The sequence below is a fragment of the Halomonas sp. HMF6819 genome (genome assembly GCF_044335525.1).
Classification (GTDB): Bacteria; Pseudomonadota; Gammaproteobacteria; order Pseudomonadales; family Halomonadaceae; genus Vreelandella.
The window spans coordinates 878,962-904,046 of the sequence record NZ_JBIQVY010000001.1 but is presented as its reverse complement, the minus strand read 5'-3'; the positions used below and the strand labels follow the sequence as shown (position 1 = coordinate 904,046).

18 protein-coding genes are annotated in these 25,085 nt (G+C 58.5%); 13 read left to right on the top strand and 5 right to left on the bottom strand.

The window, feature by feature from the left end; translation table 11 throughout:
• Positions 1-17 precede the first annotated feature (17 nt).
• The 3 genes from ACGLWX_RS04095 (at position 18) to nfsA (ending at position 3,637) form a co-directional block, all read left to right on the top strand.
• Complete coding sequence (locus tag ACGLWX_RS04095) at positions 18-1,307, top strand: NAD(P)/FAD-dependent oxidoreductase (RefSeq protein ID WP_396237545.1); 1,290 nt, start codon at positions 18-20, stop codon at positions 1,305-1,307.
• A gap of 76 nt (positions 1,308-1,383) precedes the next feature.
• Entirely contained in the window at positions 1,384-2,790 is a 1,407-nt protein-coding gene (locus ACGLWX_RS04090) for a Na+/H+ antiporter NhaC family protein (RefSeq protein WP_396237543.1), read from the top strand.
• Between the two features lie 109 nt (positions 2,791-2,899).
• The gene (nfsA, locus tag ACGLWX_RS04085) at positions 2,900-3,637 is read left to right on the top strand and encodes an oxygen-insensitive NADPH nitroreductase (protein WP_252107137.1); all 738 of its coding nucleotides are present in this window, start codon (positions 2,900-2,902) and stop codon (positions 3,635-3,637) included.
• Positions 3,638-3,647: 10 nt separating this feature from the next.
• Here nfsA and ACGLWX_RS04080 read toward each other — a convergent pair whose 3' ends face one another.
• On the bottom strand, positions 3,648-6,518 hold the full coding sequence (locus ACGLWX_RS04080) for an EAL domain-containing protein (RefSeq protein ID WP_396237541.1): 2,871 nt from the start codon (positions 6,516-6,518) through the stop codon (positions 3,648-3,650).
• A 367-nt stretch (positions 6,519-6,885) separates the two neighbouring features.
• Here ACGLWX_RS04080 and ACGLWX_RS04075 point away from each other — a divergent pair, with 367 nt between their 5' ends.
• From ACGLWX_RS04075 to ACGLWX_RS04060, 4 genes are all read left to right on the top strand, one after another.
• Positions 6,886-7,152 (top strand): DksA/TraR family C4-type zinc finger protein, encoded by a 267-nt coding sequence (locus ACGLWX_RS04075; protein WP_252107139.1) that lies wholly within the window; start codon positions 6,886-6,888, stop codon positions 7,150-7,152.
• A gap of 69 nt (positions 7,153-7,221) precedes the next feature.
• Entirely contained in the window at positions 7,222-7,725 is a 504-nt protein-coding gene (locus ACGLWX_RS04070) for a hypothetical protein (protein ID WP_396237539.1), read from the top strand.
• Between the two features lie 506 nt (positions 7,726-8,231).
• Entirely contained in the window at positions 8,232-10,466 is a 2,235-nt protein-coding gene (locus ACGLWX_RS04065; RefSeq protein WP_396237537.1) for an ATP-binding protein, read from the top strand.
• A gap of 122 nt (positions 10,467-10,588) precedes the next feature.
• A complete protein-coding gene (locus ACGLWX_RS04060) occupies positions 10,589-12,208 on the top strand; it encodes a response regulator (RefSeq protein ID WP_396237535.1) in 1,620 nt (539 codons plus the stop codon).
• 11 nt (positions 12,209-12,219) lie between these two features.
• On the opposite strand, the gene ACGLWX_RS04055 is transcribed toward ACGLWX_RS04060, so the two are convergent.
• Positions 12,220-13,599 (bottom strand): WecB/TagA/CpsF family glycosyltransferase, encoded by a 1,380-nt coding sequence (locus ACGLWX_RS04055; protein WP_396237533.1) that lies wholly within the window; start codon positions 13,597-13,599, stop codon positions 12,220-12,222.
• Between the two features lie 325 nt (positions 13,600-13,924).
• On the opposite strand from ACGLWX_RS04055, the gene ACGLWX_RS04050 reads away from it, so the two are divergent.
• The 4 genes from ACGLWX_RS04050 to ACGLWX_RS04035 all read left to right on the top strand — a co-directional run bounded on the left by ACGLWX_RS04050 (position 13,925) and on the right by ACGLWX_RS04035 (position 18,702).
• Complete coding sequence (locus ACGLWX_RS04050; RefSeq protein ID WP_396237531.1) at positions 13,925-15,205, top strand: oligosaccharide flippase family protein; 1,281 nt, start codon at positions 13,925-13,927, stop codon at positions 15,203-15,205.
• Entirely contained in the window at positions 15,198-16,127 is a 930-nt protein-coding gene (locus ACGLWX_RS04045) for a glycosyltransferase family 2 protein (RefSeq protein ID WP_396237529.1), read from the top strand. The genes ACGLWX_RS04050 and ACGLWX_RS04045 overlap by 8 nt, the downstream gene beginning before the upstream one ends.
• 560 nt (positions 16,128-16,687) lie before the next feature.
• Positions 16,688-17,680 carry a glycosyltransferase family 2 protein gene (locus ACGLWX_RS04040; RefSeq protein ID WP_396237527.1) on the top strand — a complete coding sequence of 331 codons (993 nt, stop codon included), beginning with the start codon at positions 16,688-16,690 and terminating at the stop codon, positions 17,678-17,680.
• Entirely contained in the window at positions 17,677-18,702 is a 1,026-nt protein-coding gene (locus ACGLWX_RS04035) for a glycosyltransferase family 4 protein (protein ID WP_396237525.1), read from the top strand. Before ACGLWX_RS04040 ends, ACGLWX_RS04035 begins: the two co-directional genes overlap by 4 nt.
• Here ACGLWX_RS04035 and ACGLWX_RS04030 read toward each other — a convergent pair.
• Genes ACGLWX_RS04030 through ACGLWX_RS04020 form a run of 3 tightly spaced genes read right to left on the bottom strand, consistent with a single transcriptional unit; the run spans position 18,659 to position 22,451 of the window.
• Positions 18,659-19,909 carry an O-antigen ligase domain-containing protein gene (locus ACGLWX_RS04030; protein ID WP_396237523.1) on the bottom strand — a complete coding sequence of 417 codons (1,251 nt, stop codon included), beginning with the start codon at positions 19,907-19,909 and terminating at the stop codon, positions 18,659-18,661. The genes ACGLWX_RS04035 and ACGLWX_RS04030 overlap by 44 nt on opposite strands.
• Positions 19,910-19,944: 35 nt before the next feature.
• Positions 19,945-21,357 (bottom strand): hypothetical protein, encoded by a 1,413-nt coding sequence (locus ACGLWX_RS04025; RefSeq protein WP_252107148.1) that lies wholly within the window; start codon positions 21,355-21,357, stop codon positions 19,945-19,947.
• Positions 21,354-22,451, bottom strand: a complete 1,098-nt coding sequence (locus ACGLWX_RS04020; RefSeq protein WP_396237521.1) for a polysaccharide biosynthesis/export family protein — start codon at positions 22,449-22,451, stop codon at positions 21,354-21,356. The genes ACGLWX_RS04025 and ACGLWX_RS04020 overlap by 4 nt, the downstream gene beginning before the upstream one ends.
• 600 nt (positions 22,452-23,051) lie before the next feature.
• Here ACGLWX_RS04020 and ACGLWX_RS04015 point away from each other — a divergent pair.
• Together ACGLWX_RS04015 and ACGLWX_RS04010 are read left to right on the top strand one after the other, a co-directional pair.
• Entirely contained in the window at positions 23,052-23,600 is a 549-nt protein-coding gene (locus tag ACGLWX_RS04015; protein ID WP_396237519.1) for a heme NO-binding domain-containing protein, read from the top strand.
• Complete coding sequence (locus tag ACGLWX_RS04010) at positions 23,597-25,042, top strand: sigma-54-dependent transcriptional regulator (RefSeq protein WP_396237517.1); 1,446 nt, start codon at positions 23,597-23,599, stop codon at positions 25,040-25,042. Before ACGLWX_RS04015 ends, ACGLWX_RS04010 begins: the two co-directional genes overlap by 4 nt.
• The last annotated feature ends 43 nt before the right edge of the window (positions 25,043-25,085 follow it).

Sequence of the window (25,085 nt, the reverse complement as noted above, 5' to 3'; positions counted from 1 at the left end):
GACGGGACTGATACCCCATGCCTTTAGCTACACATCCGACTCATCAACGCCGTTGCGGCTGGAACGCTTGGCTGCCCTCGCGGACGCCGCGTCCATCGCTTGTGGGCCCGGAGCGTGCCGACGTGGTCATCGTCGGTGCAGGCTATACCGGCGTGGCTGCCGCCCTGGCGTGGCATCGCCAGCGCCCGGGGGATCGCATTTTGCTCCTCGAAGCCGATCAGGTGGGCGAGGGGAGTCCCGGCCGAAACTCGGGTTTCATGTTGGAGGTAGCCCTGGCCAACGATGCGCATCCCGACGAGCTGGCGCGTATGTCACAGCTCAACGCTCTCAGTCGGCAGACGATGGCTACGCTGCGCCAACGTGTCGAAGAGCTGGGCGGCGACTGCCAGCTACAGCATAGCGGTACCTATCGGGCCGCACGCAGTGACGTGGGCAGACGCTCGCTCGCGCAGTATCGAGGGTTTCTCGACGCAGCGAAGCTTCGTTATAAAGGGCTGAACCAGGGCGAGCTCGTAGAGCGCTTGGGAACCGAGTATTACCTGGAAGGGCTTTACTCGCCGGATTGCTACCTGGTTCAGCCGGCGGCGCTGATTCGTACGCTGGTGGAGGGGCTGCCCGCTGGCGTAGAGCTTTACGAGCAGACGGCGGTGCGCGATATCATCGCCGATGGCAGCGACTGGCGCGTCTCCACCGCGCAAGGCGAGGTCCGCGCTCCCTGTGTTCTGCTTGCCAACAATGCCTTCTCGCGGGCACTGGGCGCCGATACCTCGCGTCTGGTGGCCATCTATACCTATGCCGCGCTGACCGAGCCTCTGCCCGAACAACACCGGCTGCGTATCGCGCGCGAGCCCTGGGGGCTTCTGCCGGCTCACCGACTCGGCTGTACGCTGCGTACCACCGAAGACGGGCGCTTGATGATTCGTTCGCGCTACAGCTATGAGCGCGAAGCCGATAACGATCGCATAGAAGCCGAGCTGAAGGCGAGCCTCGAAGCACGCTACCCGGAGCTTGCGCCCATTCGCTTCGAAAGCCTGTGGGGAGGCACCACCGGCCTGACCTACAACGGTGCGCCGCTCTGGGGCGAGATCGCCCCAGGGCTTCACGTCTCGGCGGGTTGCAACGGCGGTGGCATCGTTAAAGGCACTTATCTGGGGGATGCCTTGGCACGTCGAGCGATGGGGCTCGAGGTGGAAGACGTTCAGGCCCTGTTCGGCACCGCGAGCTGGATGCCGCCCGAGCCGCTTCGCCGGCTGGGGTTTCATATCAAAAGTCGCATGGAGCGGCGTAAGGCCATCAGTGAAACCTGAGCCACCGCTTCGCTTCACGTAACGACATTCCTCACTACAAGAAACGATACGTCCCACTACAAGAAGAGATATTGCCATGTCCCCTGATGCGCATATTGGAGTGCTTTCGATCCTGCCCGCGACGCTTGCCATCCTGTTGGCTTTCGTCACGCGTAATACGGTATTTTCGCTCGCGGTCGCCTGTTTTGTGGGCGTTTTGACCCTTGGCCAGGGGTTGATGGGGTTTCCGACTCTGCTCAAGGAAACCCTGGGGACAACGAGCTTTTCTTGGATACTGCTGCTCGAGCTTTTCATCGGTACCGTGATCGCCTTCTTTCAGCGGACCGGCGCGATCCAGAACTTTACCGCTTGGGTCGAACGCCGAGCATTGACGCGAATGAAGGTGCAACTCATTGCCTGGGTCATGGGCATGTTCGTCTTTTTCAGCGATTATTTCAGCCCGCTCTTCGTGGGCAGCACCATGCGCGGGCTGACCGACCGCTACAGAGTTTCGCGGGAGAAGCTTGCCTACATCGCGGACTCGACCTCGGCACCGGTCAGCGTGTTAGTGCCGATCACCGGCTGGGCAGTGTTCATCTCCGGGCTTCTGATCGGCATGGGGCCCATCGAGACGCCAGGCCAGGCCATGGGCGTGTTCCTCAAGGCGATCCCTTTCAATCTCTATGCCTGGCTCTCTGTGCTTGTGGTCGGGCTGGTCATCGTGGGCGTCGTACCTTTGTTCGGGCCGATGCGGCGTGCCGAACGCCGGGCAATGGAGGAGGGCAAGGTTCTGCGCGACGGGGCCGAACCGCTGGTAGGCGAAGAGTTGACGGATATTCCCGCCTATGAAGGTGCGCGGACCAGCCTTTTTCTGAACTTCTTTGCGCCAGTGCTCATCGTCATCGGTATCGCCGTGGGAACCTTCATCGTGCTCGACTCGGCTAAGACGATGGAGGCCTTCCTGGCCGCGGCGATCTTTTTGGGAGTGGTCATGCGACTGCAAGGCATTCCTTTTGATGACATCATGAAGACCGCCATCTCCGGCATGAAAGGGGTCATGCCCGCTATCATCATCCTGGCGCTGGCGTATTCGCTCAACCAGCTATCCAAGGACATGGGCACCGCCAGCTATATCGTCGAGGCTTCGCGCAGTTGGCTGACCCCGTCCCTGCTGCCCGCCGTGACCTTCCTGATCGCCGCACTCGTCGCCTTCTCGACCGGCTCCTCGTGGGGCACCTTCGCGATCGTCATGCCGCTGGCGGTACCACTAGCTTTCAACTTCAGCGCAGATGCCTTGACGCCACTGGTCTATGCCACCGTAGCCGCCGTTGCCGGAGGCGGCGTTTTCGGCGATCACTGTTCACCGTTGTCGGATACGTCGGTGTTGGCATCCACGGGGGCAGCGTCGGATCATATCGATCATATCAAGACTCAGATTCCCTTCGCGCTGGCCGTCGCTCTGCCATCGTTTCTGATCTACTTGGCGCTGGGCGCCTCGTTTTGAGGGTATACGGCAAGGGCTGGGGGGCTGCAAGCAACGCGTGGTAGGAGTCGTGCGTAGAAGTGTGCGATGCTAGGGCGCTTTTCGAAACGCATTTGAGAGAACAGCCCCCATGAACGACACGATCAAGCAGATGATGAGCCACCGCTCGGTACGTAAATTTCGCGATCAGAGCATCCCGCAGGGGCTGTTGCTGGAGCTGATCGAGGCCGGCCAGGCGGCGGCGACCTCGAGCCACGTGCAGGCCTATAGCATCATCGATGTGAAAGCGCCGGAAAAGCGTGAAAAGCTCGCGGAGCTTGCTGGCGGACAGCCCTATATCGCCAGCGCCTCCCACTTTCTGGTGTTCTGCGCGGACATGAAGCGTCCGCTCGAGGCCGCCGAGCGCGCTGGGGCCGAGGTGGTCTCGGGTATGACCGAACAGCTGCTGGTTGCCACCGTCGATGCGGCGCTGGTCGCTCAGAACGTGGTAGTCGCGGCGGAGTCCGAAGGCCTGGGGATCTGCTATATCGGCGGTATTCGTAATAACCCCCAAGCGGTCAGCGAACTTCTAGCGCTGCCCGACCAGGTCTATCCGGTGTTTGGGCTCTGCCTTGGCTATCCGGAGCCGGACAAATTGCCTGAAGTGAAGCCGCGCCTACCGGTGGAGGCGATCCTCAAGCAGGACGTCTACCAGGATGACCGCGAGCAGGTCGCCGCTTTCGACGAGACCATGCGCGCCTACTACCAGGCACGCAGCAGCGCCAACAAGGACACCGACTGGTCGCACAATTTAACCCCGCTGTTCGAAACCAAGCTGCGCGCCCACATGCGCGAGTTTCTCATCGAGCGCGGCTTCGAAATGAAATAGGGCTTGGCCCTCACCATTGGATGGCGTCGTTGAGCAGCTCCTTCAGCGGTATGGGCCTGCCCAAATGATACCCTTGGGCGTAATTAATACCGTGTGACTGGAGGATGGGCACGAGCGCCTGCTGATCGACGAACTCGGCGATGGTCTGTTTACCGAAACCACGAGCGATATCGGCAATGGCTTTGACGATGGTTTGGCTGTCGCTGTCGGTCAGCAGGTTGCGGATGAACGACCCGTCGATCTTGATGTAATCCACCGGCAACTGCCCCAGGTAGTGGAAGCTGCTAAAGCCCACGCCGAAATCGTCCAACGCCGTTTTGCAGCCCAGTTCGCGCAGCTTTTGTAGCACGTTGTGGGCAATCGAAAAGTCGGTGATCGCGGCGGTTTCGGTCACCTCGAGAATCAGCCGACATGGATCGATCCGGTGGGTTTGAAGCTCTTGGGTCAGATACTGGCGCAAGCCGTGGTCGTGCAACGACTGCCCGGACAGATTGAGCGCCAGCGAAATGCCGCGCCCTTGCAGTATGGTCAACGCCTGCAGGCTTTGGTGAATCACCCACCGGTCCACTTGCGTAATCAGCCCGCTCTGCTCGGCAATGGGAATGAAGTGCGCCGGGAGCACCAGGCTCTGGTCGGCGTTTCTCAGGCGTAACAGCACCTCGAAGTGCTTCACTGAGTGATCCTTGAGGCACATGATCGGCTGAACCCAGATTTCGAACTCGTCGTTTTCCAGCGCCGTGCGCACCCGCTCGATCCAGTAGACCCGCTCCTGAAGCTCGCTTTTCGCATTGTCGACCATCGACAGCAGGTGCCAGTAGGGGTTACCGCGCTCTTTCGCCTTGTACATCGCGATATCGGCGCTGGCCAGCAGATCCTCTGGCGTATTGCCATGCAGCGGGTAGAGCGCGATGCCGACGCTGGCGCCAATGTGGTGCTTGCGACCCCCGGCGCTGAAGTCGATGGCATTGATGAGCTGAACGATATACTGAGCGACGCCAATGGCCTGGTCGCTGCCGATATCGGTCATCAGTAGCGCGAACTCGTCGCCACCCAAGCGCGCGATGGTGCTGCGCTGTCCCAGATTGGCACTGAGCGTGAAGGCGACCTCTTTGAGCAGCGAATCGCCGACGTGATGACCACTGAGCTCGTTGATCTCCTTGAACTGGTTGAGATCGAGTAGCAACACGGCCACCTCGGCATGCTCCTTAAGTGAGAGCTGCAGCGCATCCTGGAAGTAGCGGCGGTTGTAGAGCTCGGTGGTGGTGTCACGCTCGGCAAGCCAGGTCAGGCGCGCCTCGGCAATCTTGCGCTCGGTAATGTCCAGCCCCACGGTAATGCGTGAAAGCCCCCCGTTGTGCGCTTGGTTCAAGGGCGCATGATACCAAGCGACGGTAGAGCGTTGCTTGTTGGCCGTCTCGAACGTGCTCTCCTCCGGGGCGGGCCGCTCGACGCTAAGCGGCTCACCGCTTAACGGGCGGCGGCGCTCCACCAGCGGCAGGATCATTGGGTAGGGGTGATTGAACACTTCGCCGAACCGACGCCCGATCAGATCGTCTTGCTCGAGCCCAAGTGCCTTGCAGGTGTAGCCGTTGACCAGGCGGATATAGCCCAGCGCATCCTGGGCGATGATGAACATCTGGGCGGTGTTGAGCAGGCTGTTGACGAAGTCGCGCTCGCCGGCGAGTTCCTCGATGCGGCTTGAGAGTTCGACACTGCGCTCTTTGGCATCGTCCTCGAGAGTGTTGAGCTGCAGGGCCAGATCGCGGGTGGCTTCTTCGAGCACGTCGATTTCGTTACGCCAAGGCGAGTGGGTAAACGACAGCCGGCGCTGTACGCTGTCGAACTCTCCGCGCGCCAGAGAGGGCAGCAGCTCGGAAACGTGGCGAAGCCGCGCCATCGGCCCAAAAAGAATGAGCAGTAGCAGAAGCTCGGCGAGTATCCCGCCGGCCACCCCCGTCAGCATCAGCGTGCGGGTGGCTGACTCGATGGCGATCATCTGAAGCGACGTGTCTGCCACCAGCAGAAAGTAGCCGGCGCTTCGCCAGTCGCCGTCATCCTGCATGTAGACGGCGCTCACCTCGATTTGGCGGTTCTCACGGGACACGCTATAGGGCGCGTTGACCAGCTGATGAATCGAAACATCTTTTGCAGCCGTTCGCAAAACCGGCATCGCTTGCTCCGGGCGTGTCAGCGCGACGATGTAGCCTTCCCACTCGGGGATGCTCAACTGCTGCGCGCTATCGCGGTCGTCGCTGCTAGTCACCATCAAGGCGATCTCGCTGCCCGAGACCGCCTTGACCTCGCGCATCGTCTCGGCGAGGTTGCGCGAAAGGATCATCACCCCTTGGTTGACACCATCGCTGAGCACCGGTAGCGCGACGAACTGATGACAGGTCAGCGCGCAGCGAAGCCGCGACATCGACGTTTGCGTTTGCAGCACGTCATCGATCCAGCGTCGCGCGGGGAAAATCGGCATCTCGTCGCCGTGGCCCAGATGCACGACCTGATCACCAAGGCGGTTAAACACGAAAATGTTATCCACCCCGCCTTCGAGTTGCAGCGTTGGCCACTGGGCGCCCAGCAGCGAGCGAAGCGTGGGCAGGTCATCGTTTTCAAGGGCGGTGCCCAGTTCCGGGGTGGTGGTGGCAAGCCCGGCCAGCTGGCGCAGACTATCGCTGGAGCGCTGCATGGCCAGATGAATTTCGCGTTGCTGGCGCTCGTGATGCTGATAGCGGGTCGACTCCAGCTGCTGGTTCAAATAGTACTGACCCAAACAAACGAAAAGCACCACCAGTACCATAAGCAAAAGGCTGCTCAGCGCCAGTACACGCCAAGTCAGGCTCAGCCAGCGAGGCGACTGGCAGTTTGCCGTAGGCTGCATGAATAGATGTTTCCCGTTAAATAACGCTTAAAAACGTATGAAGGTGATGATGAAAGCATGTGTCCGTTGTCGCTTGCCTGTCAAAACCTGTTCATTTAAATGCAGGTGAGCCAAGCGCAGTCAGGCCAAATGCCCTTTATTAGACGCTTTTCATAAGGCGAGCTTATCGGCTTTCGAGGAGGGCTAAAACCTTCAATAGCGGATAAAACCGCGCTATCTCGGTGCACGGCGAAAAACGGCGCGGGAAAGCGCATCGGCGGCGTTTTTGCCAAAGGCAGCCAAGCACCAAGGGCACTATACTCATGGCGAAGGTCACAAAAAGTACGGCGCGCGGATGCGCTGTCTGCACACAGTCAAGGAGAGTCACATGGCCGGTGGATGGGCAAAGGATGGCGCCGAGCAGGAGCAGATCGAGAGCACGCTCGAAGAGGGGGTGGAATGGGCGCGCAGCCAGCTACCCAGCGGCGAAAGCCGCCATCACTGCGAAGAGTGCGAGGCGGTGATTCCCGAGCCGCGGCGCAAGGCATTGCCCGGCGTCAGGCTCTGTGTCGCCTGCCAGACCGAGCAGGACAAGCACGCCAGCCGCACCAGCGGCTATAACCGCCGCGGTAGCAAGGATAGTCAGCTGCGTTAGAGTGCCTTGGTCGATGGTACGTTTCGCGGCCCCCCTGTTCTGGCACCTCACGTTGGGAAGAGCGTTTTCATGCAAAAAAGATCCCCCTGGTTTACCGTCAGCCTGCATGTTGCGATCGCGCTGTTGGTGGGCATCGTGCTTGGCAGCATCATCCAGACCCAAGCCAATTTGGCGGCGCTTTCGACCATGGGCGTCGAGGTCTCAGCGTTTGGCCGCGTGATGACCACGCTCTGGGATCTGGTCACCTTCTCACCGATCTACGCGCTGCTGTTTTCAGTGGGTTTCACCGTCTCTCAGGGCGTGGCGCTTTTCATATCGCGGCTGGCGCTGGCCGGGCGCTATCGGCTGCTGCTCTGTCCGCTGCTGGCCATCATCGCGCTGTTTTTGACCTTTCATCTGGTCGACCGCTTTGCCCCGATGTCCACGCTCATGGCTGCTACCCGCACCACGCTTGGGTTCGTGGCGATGCTCGCAAGCGCCGGCGCCGCCGGGCTGACACTGGCGCTGCTGCGCGGTCGCGGGCGACACCACGCGCACCGCGCGACGCCGGCCACCGCGCCGCCAGCGCGCTGATGGCGGCAAGTGTGGCGTCAACGGCCACGCCTTGGGCACGGGCCTAAGAGCAAGCGCCAGTCGGCTACCGGTTGGAAACCGTATGCGAGGGCCTCGAGCATCCCCGAGGCTAGCTTTTTCACCGAGCGGCCCGAACGGCTTTTTCTGATAATACCAACTGAAAAATGCTTTGCTACCGACAACCCCAAGCGCATTCGCGATGCACACCGGCCCCCACTACAGTAGGCGTATTCGATGTTTTTTCGGTTACGTTAAGTCGCTTGTTTTATCAATCGAAATGGAAACCAGGTCGGCTCAGACCACTTTTTCAATTGTCGTTTTGATCATATTTATTAGTTGATTGACCCTCTAGCCCCATGGCTACGGTGTGGTACATTTTTATGAGAAGTGATCATCTGGCCGCTATTCTAGTATTAACCTTTTAGTAGTAGCGTATTTTGTGAAATTGCTTGAAGCGACAACGCGATAATGTAGTCAAACAAATTACAAAGTAGGTGGGGGCGCTCATGCAGCAGCCAGTCTTCGATGCCGAATCGGCGAATCTATTTAGTCTGATTTCGCATCAAGCTCTTTTGCTCTTGGATACATCTGGCACCATCCGCCTTGGCAGTCGAGGAGCGTGGAAATTGCTCGGCGTCGAGCGCCACATCGGCATTGGTACGCCTCTTTGCAGCCTGCTTCCGCTTCCACGTGAACCTGATGATAGCGATGGTTGTACTGTCGCGCAGTTACTGTCGCGCGCAAGGGAGGCTGCTGAGCAAGACTCGAGCTATCAATACCGTACCGAGCGTGAGGGTATTTGGCTCGATATCCAAATCGAATATCTGCCAGAAAAAGTTGAAACCCCTGACCGTTTTATCGTTTCTGTCGAGAATGTTACAACGGCACATCAGGCTCAGGCGCAGCTAAAAGAGAGCCTGCGTATGCTCAATGACGCCGAGCAAAAAGCAGGGCTTGGCCATTGGCGACTCATGCTCAGCGACCAAAGCATCATCTGGTCCCGAGGGGTATACAACATTCATGGCTTTGAAGAGGGAAGCGACGTCTCCCTGGAAGAAGTCATGGATGCCTACCTGCCCGATGACCGACAGCGGGTTAATCAACTTTTGGCGGAGTCGGTGGCACGTAAGGAGGGCACGGCTTTCAAGGCCTCGATCCGTCGGCCGGACGGGGTGTTTCGAGCCGTCGACGTACAGTGGAATATCGAGCTGGACAAAGCACAGCAGCCGGTGTCCGTATTTGGTGTGATTCACGATTGCACGCAGGAAAATACGGTGACGCGTCAGCTGATTGCCGCTCGTGATGAGGCGCTGGCCGAAGCTCAAGCCAACAAGATGCTACTGGCCACCATGAGTCATGAGATTCGTACGCCGCTGGCCGGTATCATCGGTATGTTGGACGCGCTGCTGGTCGAAGATGCTTGGGTGAAAACCACCTTCGATTTAAAAGAAAATTTTAAGCGACTGCGGGCCATCAGCAGCGCCTCGAAATCGCTGATGGCTACCCTGGATGATGTGCTGGACCATACCAAAATCGAGAGCGGCCATTTCCAGCTCGACGACTTCGAATTCGATTTGGCCGATGTCATCAATGGGACGGCGGATCTTTTCCAGCCCAGCGTAATAGATAAAAAGCTCAGTTTGGAGCGTTCGGTCATCGGGCCGGTCGACGTCGTAGGAGATCCTAAACGCATTCAGCAAATCGTGGCGAATTTCCTGAGCAACGCCGTTAAATTCACTTTGCAAGGCTTCATAAAGGTTTCGTTGAGTGAAGAGCCCGATGGTCAGCTATTGATCGAGGTAGCCGATTCAGGGGTGGGGATTGCCGAAGAGGATCAGAAAAAACTTTTCACCCCTTTTCAGCAAGCGGACGACTCCATATATAGTCGGTTTGGCGGTACCGGTCTTGGGCTTTCTATATGCCGCAGCTTGGCAGAAGCCATGGAGGGTAGCCTGGGCGTGAAGAGTAAACCCGACGTGGGCAGCTGTTTCTGGGTACGTTTGCCGCTGCGTCGAGTCAAGTCCCAGAAAAAGGCGTCGGATGGCAAAATGGTTTTACCCCTTATCGGCTCCCGCGCCCCGCATGTGTTAGTAGTTGACGACAATAAAACCAACGTTCTGATCGCTGAGGGAATGCTGCGGGCCATCGGGGGTACCTGTGAAGAGGCGGAGAATGGTCTGGACGCGCTTGAAACCTTGCTGACCTCATCCTTTGACGCAGTACTCCTGGATAGCAGCATGCCGGTAATGGATGGGGAGCGCTGTATCGAGTTGATTCGCCAACTGCCGGAGCCGTTATGCCGCATTCCAGTGATTGCGTATACCGCCCATCGTCAAACCGATGTTCGCGAAACATATCTGGCCGCAACGTTTGATGCCATTCTCGAGAAACCACTAAGTCGCGAAAAGCTCTATACAACGCTTAATTACCTGTTTGGTGAGACAACGCCTCCTTGTTCCCAATATCGCCATGAGCTCCCCCCTGACGTACGTACGATGCTGTCGAGTGTCGTAACTGTTTTGGAAGAAAGTGACCCAACAGCAAGAATCCGGTTTCTAGAGAGCTTGCAACAAAAGGCGCGTGACAACGGGGACCAAAAGGCGCAAGCGCTGTTTGGCTTTTTAACCGCTTGTGTTGCCACGCTCAATCAACAGCAGGTACTTGGGTTGTTGAGAGCCATCGATCGGCGTCATGCGCTTGATAGCGGTGCTTCACCCCAACAGGGGGAGGGGCAGCATTGAGTCGCGAAGAAGCGGCGGCCAACGCCCCGCAGGTCATCGAGAGGCTTCAACGACGTTTAGCGCGTGCTGAACTTGCCCGCGAGGAAGCCGAGCAGATTCTTGAGCGGCGCGGGCGCGAGCTAATGCTGGCCAACGAGCAGCTCATGGAGCGCGAGTCGCAGTTGCGTGAACGTCTGGAAAAAGAGAGCCAGTACCTGCTTAGAGCCCAGCGCACGGCCCGTATCGCCACCTTTCACCGCGACCGCGGTAGCAGGCTTTCGACATCCCCCGAGTTTAGTTGGTTACTTGGCTTGGACCCGGCGGCAAAGGTCGACGAAGAGACCATGCTAAAAACCATTCACCCGCTCGATTTAGAGCGCGTGAGAGGCTTCGAGGAGGACTTCTATCGCCACCGGCAGGCCGAGGTCGACCACGAATACGAGTTCCGTATATTGCGCGATGGCGAGGTGCGTTGGGTGCGCTGGGTACTACGGCGTGAAAATGACGATAAGGGATCGTTTCAATCGCTTTTGGGCACCGTGCAGGACATTACCGAGCAACGCGCGGCCGACCGACGCGCCCGAGCGCTGGCGCTGGTCGCCGATCGCCGTGTGAAGCAATTGACCCGCTTGAGTGAAGAGCTCGAGGCGAGCAGAAAGGCCACCAGTGATGCCTACCGGGTGCGCTCGGAATTTCTTGCAGCGATGAGCCACGATATTCGTACGCCGCTCAACGGGCTGCTGGGCATGATGGATTTGATGTCGCTGGGATCACTTGATACCTCGCAGCAAGAGCGCTTGCGCGTCGCGCAGCTGTCGGCAGATCAATTAAAAAGCCATATCGAGGATATCATCGATATGGCCAATGCCGATGCCGCCTACCAGCCGCCGCAGACCAGCCTATCAGGGCACGGTGTCGAAAGCTGCGAAAAAGCGGCGTCACTACAATCGACAATGTCTCATGAGCGGGTATTTAGCGGTGTTCAGCGGCCTTTGGTATTGGTGGTCGATGATATCGAGACTAACCGCATGGTGCTGGCACAAATGCTCGACGTTCTGGGATGTCACGTTGAGCTTGCTTGCGATGGTGATGAAGCGATCGAGATGATTCAGACCGAGCGCTTTGATGCGGTAATGCTGGACATTTTGATGCCCCGGTTATCGGGGCGGGAAGTCGTCGAGGCCGTTCGACGTCAGCCACAATTTGCAACGCTACCCATCACTGCGGTGACCGCCCACGCCAACCGTCGTGAACTCCATGATTTAGTAAGAAAGGGCTTTACGGCGGCTTTGACCAAGCCGGTCATGCGCACGGAGGTAGCCGAGCTGTTGGCCAGTCAATTGACCGCGTTTATCGAGCCCCTGCGACCGGCCATTGAGGGCACGTCCGACGAAAAAGCGACAGCTAACGTAGATGAAGCGGATGTACTGGATGAAGATTACTTTCGCGCTATCTTCGCGTCGTTGCCCGCCGATCGCCGGGCCATGCTGCTCAACGCAGCGGTGGCCGATATAGAAAGGCTGACCCATGAGATGACCCACGCCCATGCCGCTGGCGATAGCGATACCCTGCAGCAGGCGGCGCACAGTCTTAAGGGGGTCGCGGGCAATTTTGGCGCTCGGGCGCTGTTTCAAACCATCGTAGCGTTCAGGGAGGCCTCTCCACCACTAGCGGAAACACTGCTTAAACAGATACGCGAACAGGGTGTGAAAGTGATTGCTCGCTCTCACACCCTGTTCGCCGAGATCAATGCCGCTGAGTAAAGAGAGGTTTATCAATAGGCGCCCCGTGCAGTGATGACAGCGGGAATGGTTTTGAAGATTAGCTTGATATCCTGCCAAAGGGAGGGGTTTTGCAGATACTCCACATCCATCTCGACTTGGCGATCAAAGGGAATATCGGCGCGGCCAGACACTTGCCAAATGCAGGTAATACCCGGTTTGCCCATCAAGCGCAGCCAGCTCTGGCCTTGATAGTTAACCACTTCATCGGGAAGTGCCGGGCGCGGGCCAACGATGGACATCTCGCCGCGAAGCACGTTGAGCAACTGAGGCAGTTCGTCCAGCGATGCGCGGCGAAGCAAGGCGCCCACACGGGTAATGCGAGGATCCTTTTTCATTTTGAAGCAGGCGCCTTCACGCTCGCTTTGGGCCATCAGCTCGGCCCGGCGAGCTTCGGCGTTTTGAACCATGGAGCGGAATTTGAACATCTTGAACGGCTTGCCTTTTGCGCCGATTCGCTGCTGACTAAAGAGTACCGGCCCACCGTCTTCCAAGCGAATGCAGGCTACGATCAAGGCGATGGCAGGTGACAGCATCACGACAGCCGAGCCTGCGATGGTGATATCCAGCGCGCGCTTGAGAAACGCCTGGAAGAGGCGCATCGGGTGATGCAGGCTCAAGGCGTGCAGCAGCGCCAGTGCCAAAAATAGCGTGTTGCCGATGAGGTAGCGGCTTGCTAAACGGCGAGGCTCTTGCATGAGCCGCCAAATCCATTCACAGCCCACCCGGCGCATCGCTTTCGGCGCCCGGGGAATATTGCCAGCGTAGTAGTCGAAGAGACCGCCCACGCCCATCACCACCGGTGCATCGATGGCGTCGCGGTGAGCGTTGATCCAGAGTTCTTGCGTCGGGACACCGAATCCGACCAGCACGAGGTCGGGCTGGCTCGCGTTTACCGTGGCGATAACGCGTTCACTGTCGTCGGCATCGAAGTAGCCGTCCTGAGTACCCGCGATCTTGAGCGCCGGGAAGCGTTCGACCATTCTGGCCGCGGCGCGCGCGGCGGTGGCGGGGCGACCGCCCAGTAAGTAGATTGAGAGCCCTCGCTGCGCTGCCTGCTGGCAAATGATCGGGAAAAGATCGGTACCGTTCAAATTCTCGCCAAAGGGGGCGTTGGCCCAGCGAGAAGCGATTCGCATGCCCGAGCCGTCGGGCAGCAAACGGTCGGACGCTTCCAGCGCGGCGCGGTACTTCGGGTGGCGCATGGCGGTATTAATACAGTGGGCATTGACGAAGTTGACCGTGGACTTTTTGCGCAGCCGGGTCATGCTCAGGATATCCTCCACGGCGGCGATGCGCGTGGCATTAACCAGAGGAAGACCGAAAAGGCGGGTGGTCAACGGAGTGTGAAGGGCATGGTTGATGGCGTTCATGACAGTGCTCCTTGGCGGTCAAGACCGGATTTGGGTCTGTGCCTGGAGTACTACATTTTTCGTGCCATATATTTTTTATCCATTTTTATCAATCTCTTATGTTATTTTTTGGGACGCCAAGTGGGGTTTGAATAAGGAGTGTTCGCAAAATTCTTTGCATTTTGCTAATGCCGTCATTGCAAAAAGCTAAAAAACACTCGGTCAAGCTATTTACGCTTACTAAATATTTATCAAGTCTATGAAATAAAAGGACTTTACTCGGGTTGGCGCGATTATGGCTCTGGTTCCAGTCATTAGTGGCGCTATTTAACTACGAGGAATCGACATGAAAATGGGCACGCTTTTATCGCGCAGTACAAGAGGGGAGGCGAATCTGCTGGTGCGGCGGCTCGCCTGTTTTGGAAGCGCCGAGATGATCACGCGCGTCGTGCGCATACTCTCTATCGTCATCATTGCCCGGCAGGTTTCACCTCAAATGATGGGGCTGGCAGCGCTGGCGCTGAGTATTTTCGAAATGGTGAGGGTGTTGGCCAACGCTGGCATAGGGCAACGTATCATCGCCGAATCCGAGGAAAACCTGCAGGCTACCTGTAATACGGCACACCGCCTTTTTTGGCTCTGGTGCCTCGTGGTAGCCGCTATACAGCTCTCGATTGCCGGAGGGCTGGCACTGTTTGACAAACCGGATATTGCCGCCATGTTGGCGGTGTTGGCCGGGGTGTACCTGCTGATGCCCGGTGGCCTGGTACAAGTTTTTCTGCTCATGCGGGCCCAGCGGTTTGGCGCCATTGCCAGTATTGGAGCTGCCCAAACCATCAGCGATCATCTGCTGACGCTGGTACTGGTGCTGGTATGGCCGAGCGCTTGGGCGATCGTTCTGCCGAAACTACTTACCGCGCCGCTGTGGCTGGTGCTGGCAAGGCAGCGCATGGCTTGGCGCCCCGAGCCTGCGGCGGGTTACACCGCTTGGCAGCAATTCACCGGCTTTGCACTAGGCGTGCTCATTTCCGAAATACTCGTCGTAGCGCGGGGCCAGCTGGATAAACTCATCGTGGGATGGCTGTTCGGCGTTCAAGCGCTGGGGATCTACTACTTCGCCTTCAACGCGGGTCTAGGGTTAACGACCTCCTTCATTATGGCATTGGGCCAAGTGCTCTTCCCCTACCTTTGTAAGGCGGGTCACGCGACTGAATGCTTGCGTCGGGGCCGCGTAGGCTTGTTGCTGGGACTGGCCGTATTTACCCCGTTACTGGCGCTGCAGTCGGGCTTGGCCGGTTGGTATGTGCCTCTGGTGTTCGGCGAGCAGTGGCGTGACGCCGCCCCGCTAGTCGCTATTCTTGTGCTAGGGGGAGTGCCGATGGTGTTCGCCGCCTGTGCAAGCGCTTGGTGGCGTGCCAACGAATTCCCCGCGACGGAAGCCAAGTGGAATTCAGTGGTGACCGCCGTTTGCTTGGGAGCGATTTTGCTATTCTCTTCATTGGGGCTCGAGATGGTCGCCGTGGCCTATGTGGTCGGCATGGCGGTCATCATGATACCGGTGACGCTTGGTGCGCTGTTCAGGGCCCGGCACCATCCCGCACCGATACTGGAGGCTGCGCATGCCTGATCCACTCTTCTCCATTGTGATGCCGGTCTACAATGGCGCCGCGACGTTGGATGCCACGATTGCGTCAGTACTCGCTCAGCGCCAAGCCTCCTTCGAATTGATCGCGGTTAACGACGGCTCCAGGGATGCCAGCTTGGCAAGGCTCGAGGCGTGGCAAGCCCAGGACTCGCGTATCCGGGTGATCGACCAAGTCAATGCCGGCGTTTCCGCCGCACGTAACCAGGGCGCTAGCGCGAGCAGGGGGGAATGGATCGTCTTTCTCGATGCCGATGATCTATGGCATCCCGATAAGCTGCTCGCCCACGAACGTTTTCATCAGCAACACCCTCAGGTGTCAATCAGCTATGCCGGCATCGCTTTTTTACCTTCTGACGCTCACGCGTTCGCCGACGCCCGGGCATGGTCGACGGTGCCCACAGGTCCGGTGACGCTGGAGCGCGTGCTGGGCGAAAACCCCGTTTGCACCAGCTCTAATATCGTCGTTAGCCGTCAGACTTGGGAGCAAAGCGGAGGCTTTCGGATTGGCATGAATCACGCCGAAGATCAGGAGTGGTTGGCGCGCTGCGTCTCTCAAGGGTGGGTACTCCAGGGGATCGCCGAGGTGCTGGTAGGTTACCGCTTGTCTGAGGAGGGGCTGTCGGTCAATCTGGAGGCGATGCTCAATGGCTGGTGGGCGCTGGCGCTCGAGTACAAGGCGCACTGTAACGTTGATCGCGCGCGCGCCATCTACTGCCGCTACCTGGCGCGCCGTGCGCTCAGAGCGGGCTTGCCTCATCGCGTGGCGTGGCACTACGCCTTGGATGGCCTGAAACACTCACCGAGCGGTTTTTTCAATCACCCCAAGCGCGGCGCGCTAACGCTGGCAGGGGTGGTGCTGGGCCCCGTGATGACCCGGCGTTTACGAGCCAGAATCTTTGCTTGAGGCCTTTATGGGCGAGTAAGAGACTGCCGGTAAAAGAACGCCAATCACCGCTTTCCATGGGGTTTCATCCCGTAGGTGGTTCCCCCTTGAGCGTAGCGAGCCGATATGAGATTAAACGTGCTCGGCTTCGCCTGTTTCAGGCGCTGTTCGACAAGTGCCAGGCCCCGACAATACTCGTTGAGTCGCTCCGGACTACCTGTTTTCCCCTTGCACGAACTTCCTTGTAACTTCCCTGTGTAAACTACGCTGCCTCTTCGCCAATGCCTGCGTTTATGTCGCCGTTGCTTTTAGGTTTTCAACACCTAAGCCAGCCCGTGACGCCCGAACGCCAGCGCAAGCCGGAAAGGAGGCATTTAGCGTTATGCCAATTGCATAGCATTTTGCAAAAATGCCAGCAGAAGATTCATGAGGGGCATTGCATTTTGCAATACGGCATTCTAAATATCGGGTGATTGGCACACTATTTTTTATTTATGTTGCTGAATTATATATAAATAAAAAAACATGGCCCGTAAGTTGACTGTGAAAGTTCATAAACCCAACGTATCGAGGCTACTGCCATGAACAACCCTACCTACTCCGTTATCATGCCCGTTTACAACGTCGAAGCCTTCGTTGCCGAAGCCGTCAAGTCCGTTCTGGCGCAAACCTTCACCGACTTTGAGCTTATCATTGTCGACGATGGTGGGGCGGACAGCAGCATGGATATCTGCCGCAGCTTCGACGATTCGCGCATTCGTATCGTGACCCAGCAAAACCGCGGCTTGGCCGGAGCGCGTAACAGCGGTATCGCCGCAGCCCGGGGCGAATTCATTGCGCTGCTCGACTCCGACGACCGCTGGCACCCGACCAAGCTGGCGCTGCACTTCATCCACTTGACGGCGAGCCCCGAGGTTGATGTGAGCTACAGCGGCTCGCAATTGATCGATTCGCAAGGCAAGCCCATGGGCATTGTGCAAGCGCCTCGCCTGACGGGTATACGCTCGAGCCACATAATGATGCGCAACCCGGTCGGTAACGGCTCCGCACCGGTGATTCGCCGCCGCGCGCTGTACCGGGCAAGCTTTGCCCATCCCGAGGAGCCGGGCCGTCAGTGCTGGTTCGATGAGAGCTTTCGCCAGTCTGAAGACATCGAACTCTGGCTGCGTATGAGCGCCGAACACGGCTGCACCTTCGAGGGGATCGAAGGGCTTCTGACTGACTACCGCATCGTGGACGGTGGCTTGTCCGCCAACATGGTTCGCCAGTTCGAGAGCTGGGAGCGTGTGATGGAAAAAGCCAGACAGTATGCACCGGCCTTGGTGGACCGTCATGGTAAGAAGGCGCGCGCCTACCAGCTGCGCTATCTGGCGCGGCGGGCGGTGCAAATGGGTGACGGCGCCTTTGCGCTCTCGCTGTTCAAGGACGCGTTAGGCTCCAGTTTGTCGATTATTGTCTCTGAGCCCTACAAAACCCTGGAGACCGGGCTGGCCGCAGTCGCTGCCCGCTTCATGCCGCGTCAGTGGTTTAGCAAACTGGCGGCGTATCGTCTTGGCACAGGAGAACCGACATGAACCGTTTGAACGTTGTCCACCTGCTCGATGATGTCGCGCCCGGCGGCGTAATGCAGGCACTTGCCGTGTTTGATCTACCCGAACTGGCTGAGCGGCTCACCTGCCGTATTCTGCAGATCAACCCGGAGGCCGACGCTGCGCCGACGCTGGAGGCCGACATTATCATGACCCATTTTCCACCGCGCTGGCGTGCGCTGACGTTTCTGGCCGCGTTAAAGCGCCGCAACCCCCACGCTCAGCTGGTGCATATCGAACATAGCTACACCGGCGGCTGGGAGGCGCAGTGCGTGGCGCATCGGTTCAGGTTTCGCACCATGCTTCGCATCGCCTACCGGCTGTTTGACGATGTCGTGGCCGTGTCGCAAGGCCAAGCCGCGTGGTTGAATCAGGTAGTAGGCGGCCTGGAGAATCGTTTGAGCATCATCCCACCATTGAGCCTTGTGGATAGCCTCGAAGCATTGCCACTGCCCACTTGGAACGGTGAACGGCCGCTGGTGATCGGCGCCTATGGTCGCTTTACGCAGATGAAGGGCTTTGATCGGCTGTTGAAGCAGTTTAAAACGCTGCCCGCCGAGCGCTTCGAGCTGGTGCTCGGTGGGTTTGGAGAGCAGGCGCAGAGCCTGCAAGCGCTAAGTTACGGCCTTGCCAACGTGCATTTCTACGGCCATGTCGCCAATCGGGCCAGCTTTTTGGCTGGCTGCGATATCGTCGTGGTTCCTTCGCATTTTGAGGCTTACGGGCTGGTTGCGACCGAAGCGCGTCAGGCCGGACGGCCGATTATCGTCGCCGATGTGGATGGCCTGCCCGAGCAGACCTGTCAGGGACGTGCGGGGATCGCGCTGGATTTTAGCTCGGAGAGCGCGTTATCCAGAGCCCTGGAGGCACTGACGCCGAAGGCGTTTGCGCGCATGTCTCGCGAAGGCAAGCTCTCTGTAGAAGGGCTCCAGACTCAGCGCGTTCTGGCCTGGAAAAAGCTGTTCAGACTCTCTCGCTGGCGTCAGGGGGTGGCGCTTGCCGGCTAGCGTGGGCCAAGCGCCGCTGGCGAAAAACGACGGCGCGGCGGCAGGCGATGCCCACCAGCACGAGTGCCGGCCAGTAAAGATAACTGAGAATTTCGAGGTTTTCGCCAAAGGTGTAGAGCGTCAGCAAAAGCAGCAGCGAGAAGGCCACCCGACCGACCGGGTCGTGCAAGGAGAGCTTCGCCGTCACCAGCAGGGTGGCCACCAGCGGTACCAGCAGGGCGACCACCCCGGTGATACCTTTCACGAACAGCAGGCCGTACCAGCTATGGTGGCTGCCAATCGGCATGTACTCAACCAAATGCGGCCCGCGCTCGACTACCCCGTGGCCAAACCAGGGCGCCTCGTTTCGCCAGCGCTCCACCGCAATTCTACCCAGCGCCGCACGGACCCGGCTCGAATCCGCCCGGGCCCCTTTGAAACTTTCCACCGCCTGGTTCATGAGCTCGAGTAGTTGCCCGGCAACCATGGTGGCCACCAGCACGGGTCCGGCCGCGGTAAACCAGGCCCAGGGCTTGCGTAGCTGGCTGATGCCAAACGCCGCGGGCCAGACCACGGCAAGAGCCACCAGCGCCAGCCGTGACTGAGAAAGCAGCGCAATCATCAAGCTCGCCGTGACGCCAATCACTTTCCACTTCCAGCTTTTTTCTTCCAGCGCGCACAGCGTGTGCACCACGGCGATCAGCCCTGCTGCCGGCGACCACGGAGCAAAAAATTGCCAACGCGGTGTGCCCACGCCCGGCTCGATGGTGTAGAGAATCACGGCGAAATACTCGGGGCCCGAACCGCCGACGATTTTCAGGGGAGATACGTAGAGAAGCCCGGGCAGGCCGATAAACGGCGCAACTAGAAAAAGTGGAATCAATAGGAGCGTTTGCACGCCAAGTCGACATACGGCGCGGTAGATAATCTCGGGCCGGATATCGAGTACCGCCCCAATAAATGGAAAGAGTGCAATCAGTGCCCACCCTTTGGCCCACCCAATGGATGACTTGATCGTCTTGCCGGTGCCGAGCTCATTGAGCAGATGACCCACGATCAGAATGATCAGCATGGCCAGCATGCCAAGCATCCAGAGCCAGATGCAGGGATGAACCGGCGGGGGACGCTTGTGCTCGGGAAGCCCCGGCGCGATGTAGAGCTGCGCGGCCGCTAGCAGGGCCAGCAGCCAAGCGAGCACCGGACCGGCAATGTAGAGCCCGCCAACCATCCAGAGTAGCCAAGTGCTCTGGATGGCGACAGAGATTATTTTTTCGGCAGGATTAGCTGGATGATAGGTTGACGCAGCCATAACAGTAAGAAGCCCATGGTGACGAGCAGTGAGCCCAATACGCCGCCAACGATTGCCAGCGGGAGCGACGGCGAAGAGGGGGCGCCGGGCAGGGAGGGAGTTTCGAACGTCTGTACCAGCGGATAAGAGGCAAACGGGTCCGATTTGTTGGTATCAAGGCGTGCCAGGGCGGAGGAGAAGACCGCTTGGGCCACGCGCTGCTCGCGCAGAAAGTCCGCCAGCCTGGCGGCGGTTTGCACCAGCGCCTCCATGTCGTCGTCATGCAGTTTGATTTGCTCCTGCACCTGCTCGAGCGACGCCTGAAGACCCACTACGCCGGAGGTTTCCGCCAGGAAAGCATCCAGCAAGCGCTCGCGGCTGTCGCTCACGGACAGGTCGACGAACTCTCTTAGGCTGTCGAGTGGCAAATCGGTCAGCGTCTGACCGCGTTGTAGCATGGCCTGATTCAGGCTCACGCGCTGGGCATCGAGCTCGGCCAGCGTTATGTGATTAGGGCCCAGCGTTGCCTGAGCCTGCGTCCACTCGGACAGGGTATCGGCGTAGCTCTCTAAAAGTGATTGAAACAGCGGGTCGGCCTTGAGCAGTTGGGCTGAGCGCGCCTGGTCGACGCTGAGTGCCAGCAAATCGCTCAACGAGCGAGTCACCGACTCCTTTTCCGACAGCGCCTGCTGGAGCTCGCGCTCCGTGGCGCGCAGGGCGTCGACGACGCTGATTCGCTTACCGAACTGGTCCATGGTCGCAAGGCCGGTGTCGCCTTGAAACCGGATCACTCGAAGCTGCGCTTCCTGCAGCTTTTGCTGAAGCTCATCGAGACGGTCGCGGTCCGCCGCTTCGCGTCTCGCGGCCTCATCTTCACGCAGCTGGTCAAGCACCGTTAAGAAAGCACGCCGAAGCGCCTCCAGGCGTGACTGGGCCTGCTCGGGACTGCTTCCCTTGATTGAGACCAGAATCAGGTTGGTCTGGTCGATCAGGTTAATCGTTGGCGATGGCAGCCGGTCGCTGCCATCGTTTAATAGCTCGGCGCCGCTTCGCAGGGTCAAATCTGCCGTCAACAGACGCTTGTAGTTTTGGGTGGGGCTAAGCGAGGGGCTCGAGAACGCCGAGGAGGTCTGCGAAGAGGCTTGGCCAATGGTTTCCAGGCTCAACATACCGCCGACGCCGGAGCCTGGCAGAATCAGCGACATGGAGCTTTTATACGTCACCGGCGCCAGCACGATATAGCAGGCCACTAGCGCCCATATCCCAATCAAAAAAGGGGCAATAGCGATGATGTAGCGGCGATAGCGGCCGGCGGACGGGAGCCCGTCCCTAATGAAATACCAGACCCGGACAAGGCGTCGCGGTTGCTTTTGGGTTGGGCTGCTCATTGGGCCACGTCGTTGATCAAAATCGCGGTCGCCGCTGGGCCGACCATCTCGCCGAGTAGCGAAAAGGCGTCGCGGAAGTTCATCATTCGGCTGTCGTAGCAAGCGATGGCGTCGTCGGGCATCAGGTAAGGATTGATGCGGTCGCGCTGGGCGCTGGTGAGCATGTCTTCGATATCGCGGTTAATCACCACGCTCTGTTGATTGATCGGGTTTTTTGAAATCAGGATCGCCTTGCGATGGGAGTTCATGGCCGAGCCCCCCACGCAGTTGGCGGACACCAGCCCCTGCAGCAGCCGTGTTCCGTAGGGCAGGCTGGTGGTATCTTTGCCGATCGCCGCAGTGGCATTGCTCGCCGCGGGGCGAGAAAGATTGGACATGTACACTCGAATACCCGGAATGGTGAGCGATCCGGGTCTTACCAAGCGAGCATCGAAACAGCCGGTGCTGGGGATCGTAATACGGTCCCCGTGGGTAACACGCATATCCGTGAACCGGGTGCCATCAAGCAAGCCGCTCAGGTCCACCTGGGTCCAGGCATCGCCGCGCTGGAGCACCACATCGCTTACCGAGGCGTCGGGCCGTATGCCGCCTGCCGCGCGAATCGCCGTCGACAAGCTGCGGCCGACATTGGCATCGCCGCTGTTGACGTTATTCGTTAGGCCCGCCCGCGCCTCGGGCCCACGCTCACCCGCCCTAACAGGCCCAGGGTTGAAGACCGCTCCGCTGACGACCACTGACACCCCGGCGCTCTCGATCAAATTGATATCCACGACGCGGGGCAGGTCCCGTACCAGCCCACGCGCAATGAGCTGCTCGCGCACGCGCTGAGCGGCCTCGTCGATCGTCATGCCTTGCAGGTTCACTCGACCCATGCCGGCAATCACGAGCTGGCCGGTATCGTCGATCACGTAATTACCCGATAACATCTCGTCGTCACCGATCACCTGCACTTTCAAGCGGTCGCCGGGAGAAAGCCTATGGGTGTCGGTTAACAGTTGATGTGCGAAGACGTAGTTCTCTTCGGGAAGCGAGGTGGCGACAGACGTAGTGGGGTGACAAGCGAGCGTCGTCTCATCCTCCAATTGCTCGGGCATCCAGGCCGCGCCCGGTGGGTTATGCGGGGTCGGAGCAGAAGAGCATCCCGCGAGTAGCACAGCATGGATGCCCAGACTCATAAGCCAAATTGTGTGACGCCTCGTAGGTCTCATGATGATACCTTTAATTGACTATCGGCGGTGTCAGGTAGTTAACGAGATACAAAATATGGGCCACTCACTGAAGGATAATGGTAATGCTTTATTTTTAATTTGATTTTAGTGATCTAGCGCTTTCTTGGGCGGTAATTAAGCGTATTGGGTTGTTCGTTCGATGATAAATATAATTAAACTGGTTCAGTCGTCCATGCGCAAGATCCAAGCGCCAGACAACGGAAATTGCAGAATGCGAATTAATTTTCTTTTTTTGCGAATATTTTTTTTGCATTTTGCAATTTTTGTTCCCTTGGAGCCGCTTGTGCCGAGATTATTGGCTGGCACGTAAATTGCTCATTCAGATTGAGGCTACCTTTAAAGGGCGAGGCAAAAGAGAAAGCAGTGGTAATCAGGCGAGTGTCAGGCATTGCGGCACTAAAAAAGAGTGACGGGAAGGCGTTCGGATGGCCGGACTTAACGGTATGAATAACAAGAGCGACCGATATGAAAGGCGTAATCTTTGTAGAGCTGATCAACTTTATGGATGAAACCTTTGGTAGCGACTTTACCGAGCAGGTCATCGAAGAGGCCAATTTGCCCAATCAAGCCGCTTTTACAGCGGTGGGGTTTTACCCAAGTGAATATGCCGGGCAACTGGTAACGGCAGCCTCGCGTTTAGCCGATGCTAATGCCACAGAGGTGTGTGAAGCCTTTGGACGCTTTCTATTTCAACGCTTCGAGATACGTTTTCCCGACCTTATGGGGCGTTATGGCTCGACAAGAGAGATGCTGGATCACGTTCAGAGTCACATTCACGAAGAGGTTAAAATTATCTATCCGGGTGCTAATCCGCCCAGCGTGACAACCCGAGAGTGTGAGGAGGGCTTTGAGGTACTCTATCGCTCGCATCGGGCGTTTGCCCACATTGCGTTTGGGCTCGTTCAGCAGTGCATCATTTTCTATGGGGAGGCATGTGAGGTTAGTTGGCGCGATAGCAGCCACCCCGGCGAGGCCCGATTTTTAATTACCGCAATAAACCGGAGTAGCGAATGACCGAAAAGCCTCGCGTTCTGATCGTAGAAGACACGATATCCTTGGCACTTACCTACGCCGGTCAGCTTGAAAAGGTAGGCTGTACCACTACGCTTGCCGAGCGCGGTGAAGAGGCCCGTGAGCGCTTCGCGGCATCACCTAGTGGGTTTGACGTCATTCTACTCGACCTTAACTTGCCTGATGGCGACGGTTTGGCGCTGTTGGAGTCGGCGCCGGAGTTTCTGGCACAGTCGAGCGTAGTGGTGATTACCGCTGATGGCTCGATCAACCGGGCGATTCAAGCGATGCGCGCCGGGGCGTATGACTTCATGGTCAAGCCGGTCTCGCCGGAGCGGTTGACCACCACGGTGCTCAGAGCCGGCGAACGTCGAATGCTCGAGCGCGAGGTGATGGTCGCCCGCAAACTGCAAAAACGTGACCAGTTCGAGGGTTTCGTGGGCCGCTCGGACGCCATGCAGGTGGTCTACCGGGCGATCGAAAACGTCGCCAATTCTCGCGCCACGGTGTTTATTACCGGAGAAAGCGGAACCGGTAAGGAGGTGGCCGCCGAAGCGATACATTCTCTGAGCGACCGGCGCCAAGGGCGCTTTGTGGCCATCAACTGCGGCGCCATTCCCGAGCATCTATTGGAGTCCGAACTTTTTGGCCACGTCAAAGGGGCTTTTACCGGCGCGCTGGAAAATCGCGCGGGGGCGGCGCGAGAGGCGGATAATGGCACGCTCTTTCTGGATGAAATCTGCGAAATGGAGCTCAAACTCCAGGTCAAGCTGCTGCGTTTTTTGCAGACCGGCACGGTGCAGCGGGTCGGCAGCAGCCGGCCGGAAGCCGTCAACGTTCGGGTAGTTTGCGCCACCAACCGCGACCCCGCCGAAGAGGTGCGTGCCGGGCGCTTTCGCGAAGACTTGTTTTACCGGCTGTCGGTGCTGCCCATTGAACTGCCGGCACTACGCCAGCGCGGTGAGGACGTCGTGCTGTTGGCCGAGACCTTCCTGCAGCGCTTCGCCGAAGAGGAGGGCCGCGCCTTCAACGCCCTGAACGCTGACAACATCGCCAAGCTCAATGGCCATGACTGGCCCGGCAACGTGCGCGAGCTGCAAAACACCATCCGGCGCGCGGTGGTCATGAGCGTGGGTGACGACTTGACGCTACCGCCGCTGAAAAGCAACGAGCCTTCCTCTAATACGCCGGTAAGATCCACATATACCTCGGTAACGACGACCTCGAGCGCCGCGTTGATGGAGGAGTCATCCGCGACGGCACTACATGAAGCCGTCTCAGCGCACACTATCGAAGCCTTTTTCGAGGGTATGACGCTGGCTGAAATCGAGCGCTGGATCATCGAAGCCACAATCGCGCGTCACGCCGGCAGCGTTCCAGCGGCCGCTCGAGTGCTTGCCATCAGCCCCTCGACACTTTATCGCAAGCTGGAGAAGTGGGCTTAAGAGGTGGCCATGAACTGTTGCATGCATCCCGCCATTACAATAA

Coding starts and splice junctions, on each gene's coding strand:
- ACGLWX_RS04095 (WP_396237545.1), top strand. CDS start 18: ATGCCTTTAGCTACACATCCGACTCATCAACGCCGTTGCGGCTGGAAC.
- ACGLWX_RS04090 (WP_396237543.1), top strand. CDS start 1,384: ATGTCCCCTGATGCGCATATTGGAGTGCTTTCGATCCTGCCCGCGACG.
- nfsA (WP_252107137.1), top strand. CDS start 2,900: ATGAACGACACGATCAAGCAGATGATGAGCCACCGCTCGGTACGTAAA.
- ACGLWX_RS04080 (WP_396237541.1), bottom strand. CDS start 6,518: ATGCAGCCTACGGCAAACTGCCAGTCGCCTCGCTGGCTGAGCCTGACT.
- ACGLWX_RS04075 (WP_252107139.1), top strand. CDS start 6,886: ATGGCCGGTGGATGGGCAAAGGATGGCGCCGAGCAGGAGCAGATCGAG.
- ACGLWX_RS04070 (WP_396237539.1), top strand. CDS start 7,222: ATGCAAAAAAGATCCCCCTGGTTTACCGTCAGCCTGCATGTTGCGATC.
- ACGLWX_RS04065 (WP_396237537.1), top strand. CDS start 8,232: ATGCAGCAGCCAGTCTTCGATGCCGAATCGGCGAATCTATTTAGTCTG.
- ACGLWX_RS04060 (WP_396237535.1), top strand. CDS start 10,589: ATGCTGGCCAACGAGCAGCTCATGGAGCGCGAGTCGCAGTTGCGTGAA.
- ACGLWX_RS04055 (WP_396237533.1), bottom strand. CDS start 13,599: ATGAACGCCATCAACCATGCCCTTCACACTCCGTTGACCACCCGCCTT.
- ACGLWX_RS04050 (WP_396237531.1), top strand. CDS start 13,925: ATGAAAATGGGCACGCTTTTATCGCGCAGTACAAGAGGGGAGGCGAAT.
- ACGLWX_RS04045 (WP_396237529.1), top strand. CDS start 15,198: ATGCCTGATCCACTCTTCTCCATTGTGATGCCGGTCTACAATGGCGCC.
- ACGLWX_RS04040 (WP_396237527.1), top strand. CDS start 16,688: ATGAACAACCCTACCTACTCCGTTATCATGCCCGTTTACAACGTCGAA.
- ACGLWX_RS04035 (WP_396237525.1), top strand. CDS start 17,677: ATGAACCGTTTGAACGTTGTCCACCTGCTCGATGATGTCGCGCCCGGC.
- ACGLWX_RS04030 (WP_396237523.1), bottom strand. CDS start 19,909: ATGGTTGGCGGGCTCTACATTGCCGGTCCGGTGCTCGCTTGGCTGCTG.
- ACGLWX_RS04025 (WP_252107148.1), bottom strand. CDS start 21,357: ATGAGCAGCCCAACCCAAAAGCAACCGCGACGCCTTGTCCGGGTCTGG.
- ACGLWX_RS04020 (WP_396237521.1), bottom strand. CDS start 22,451: ATGCCCGAGCAATTGGAGGATGAGACGACGCTCGCTTGTCACCCCACT.
- ACGLWX_RS04015 (WP_396237519.1), top strand. CDS start 23,052: ATGAAAGGCGTAATCTTTGTAGAGCTGATCAACTTTATGGATGAAACC.
- ACGLWX_RS04010 (WP_396237517.1), top strand. CDS start 23,597: ATGACCGAAAAGCCTCGCGTTCTGATCGTAGAAGACACGATATCCTTG.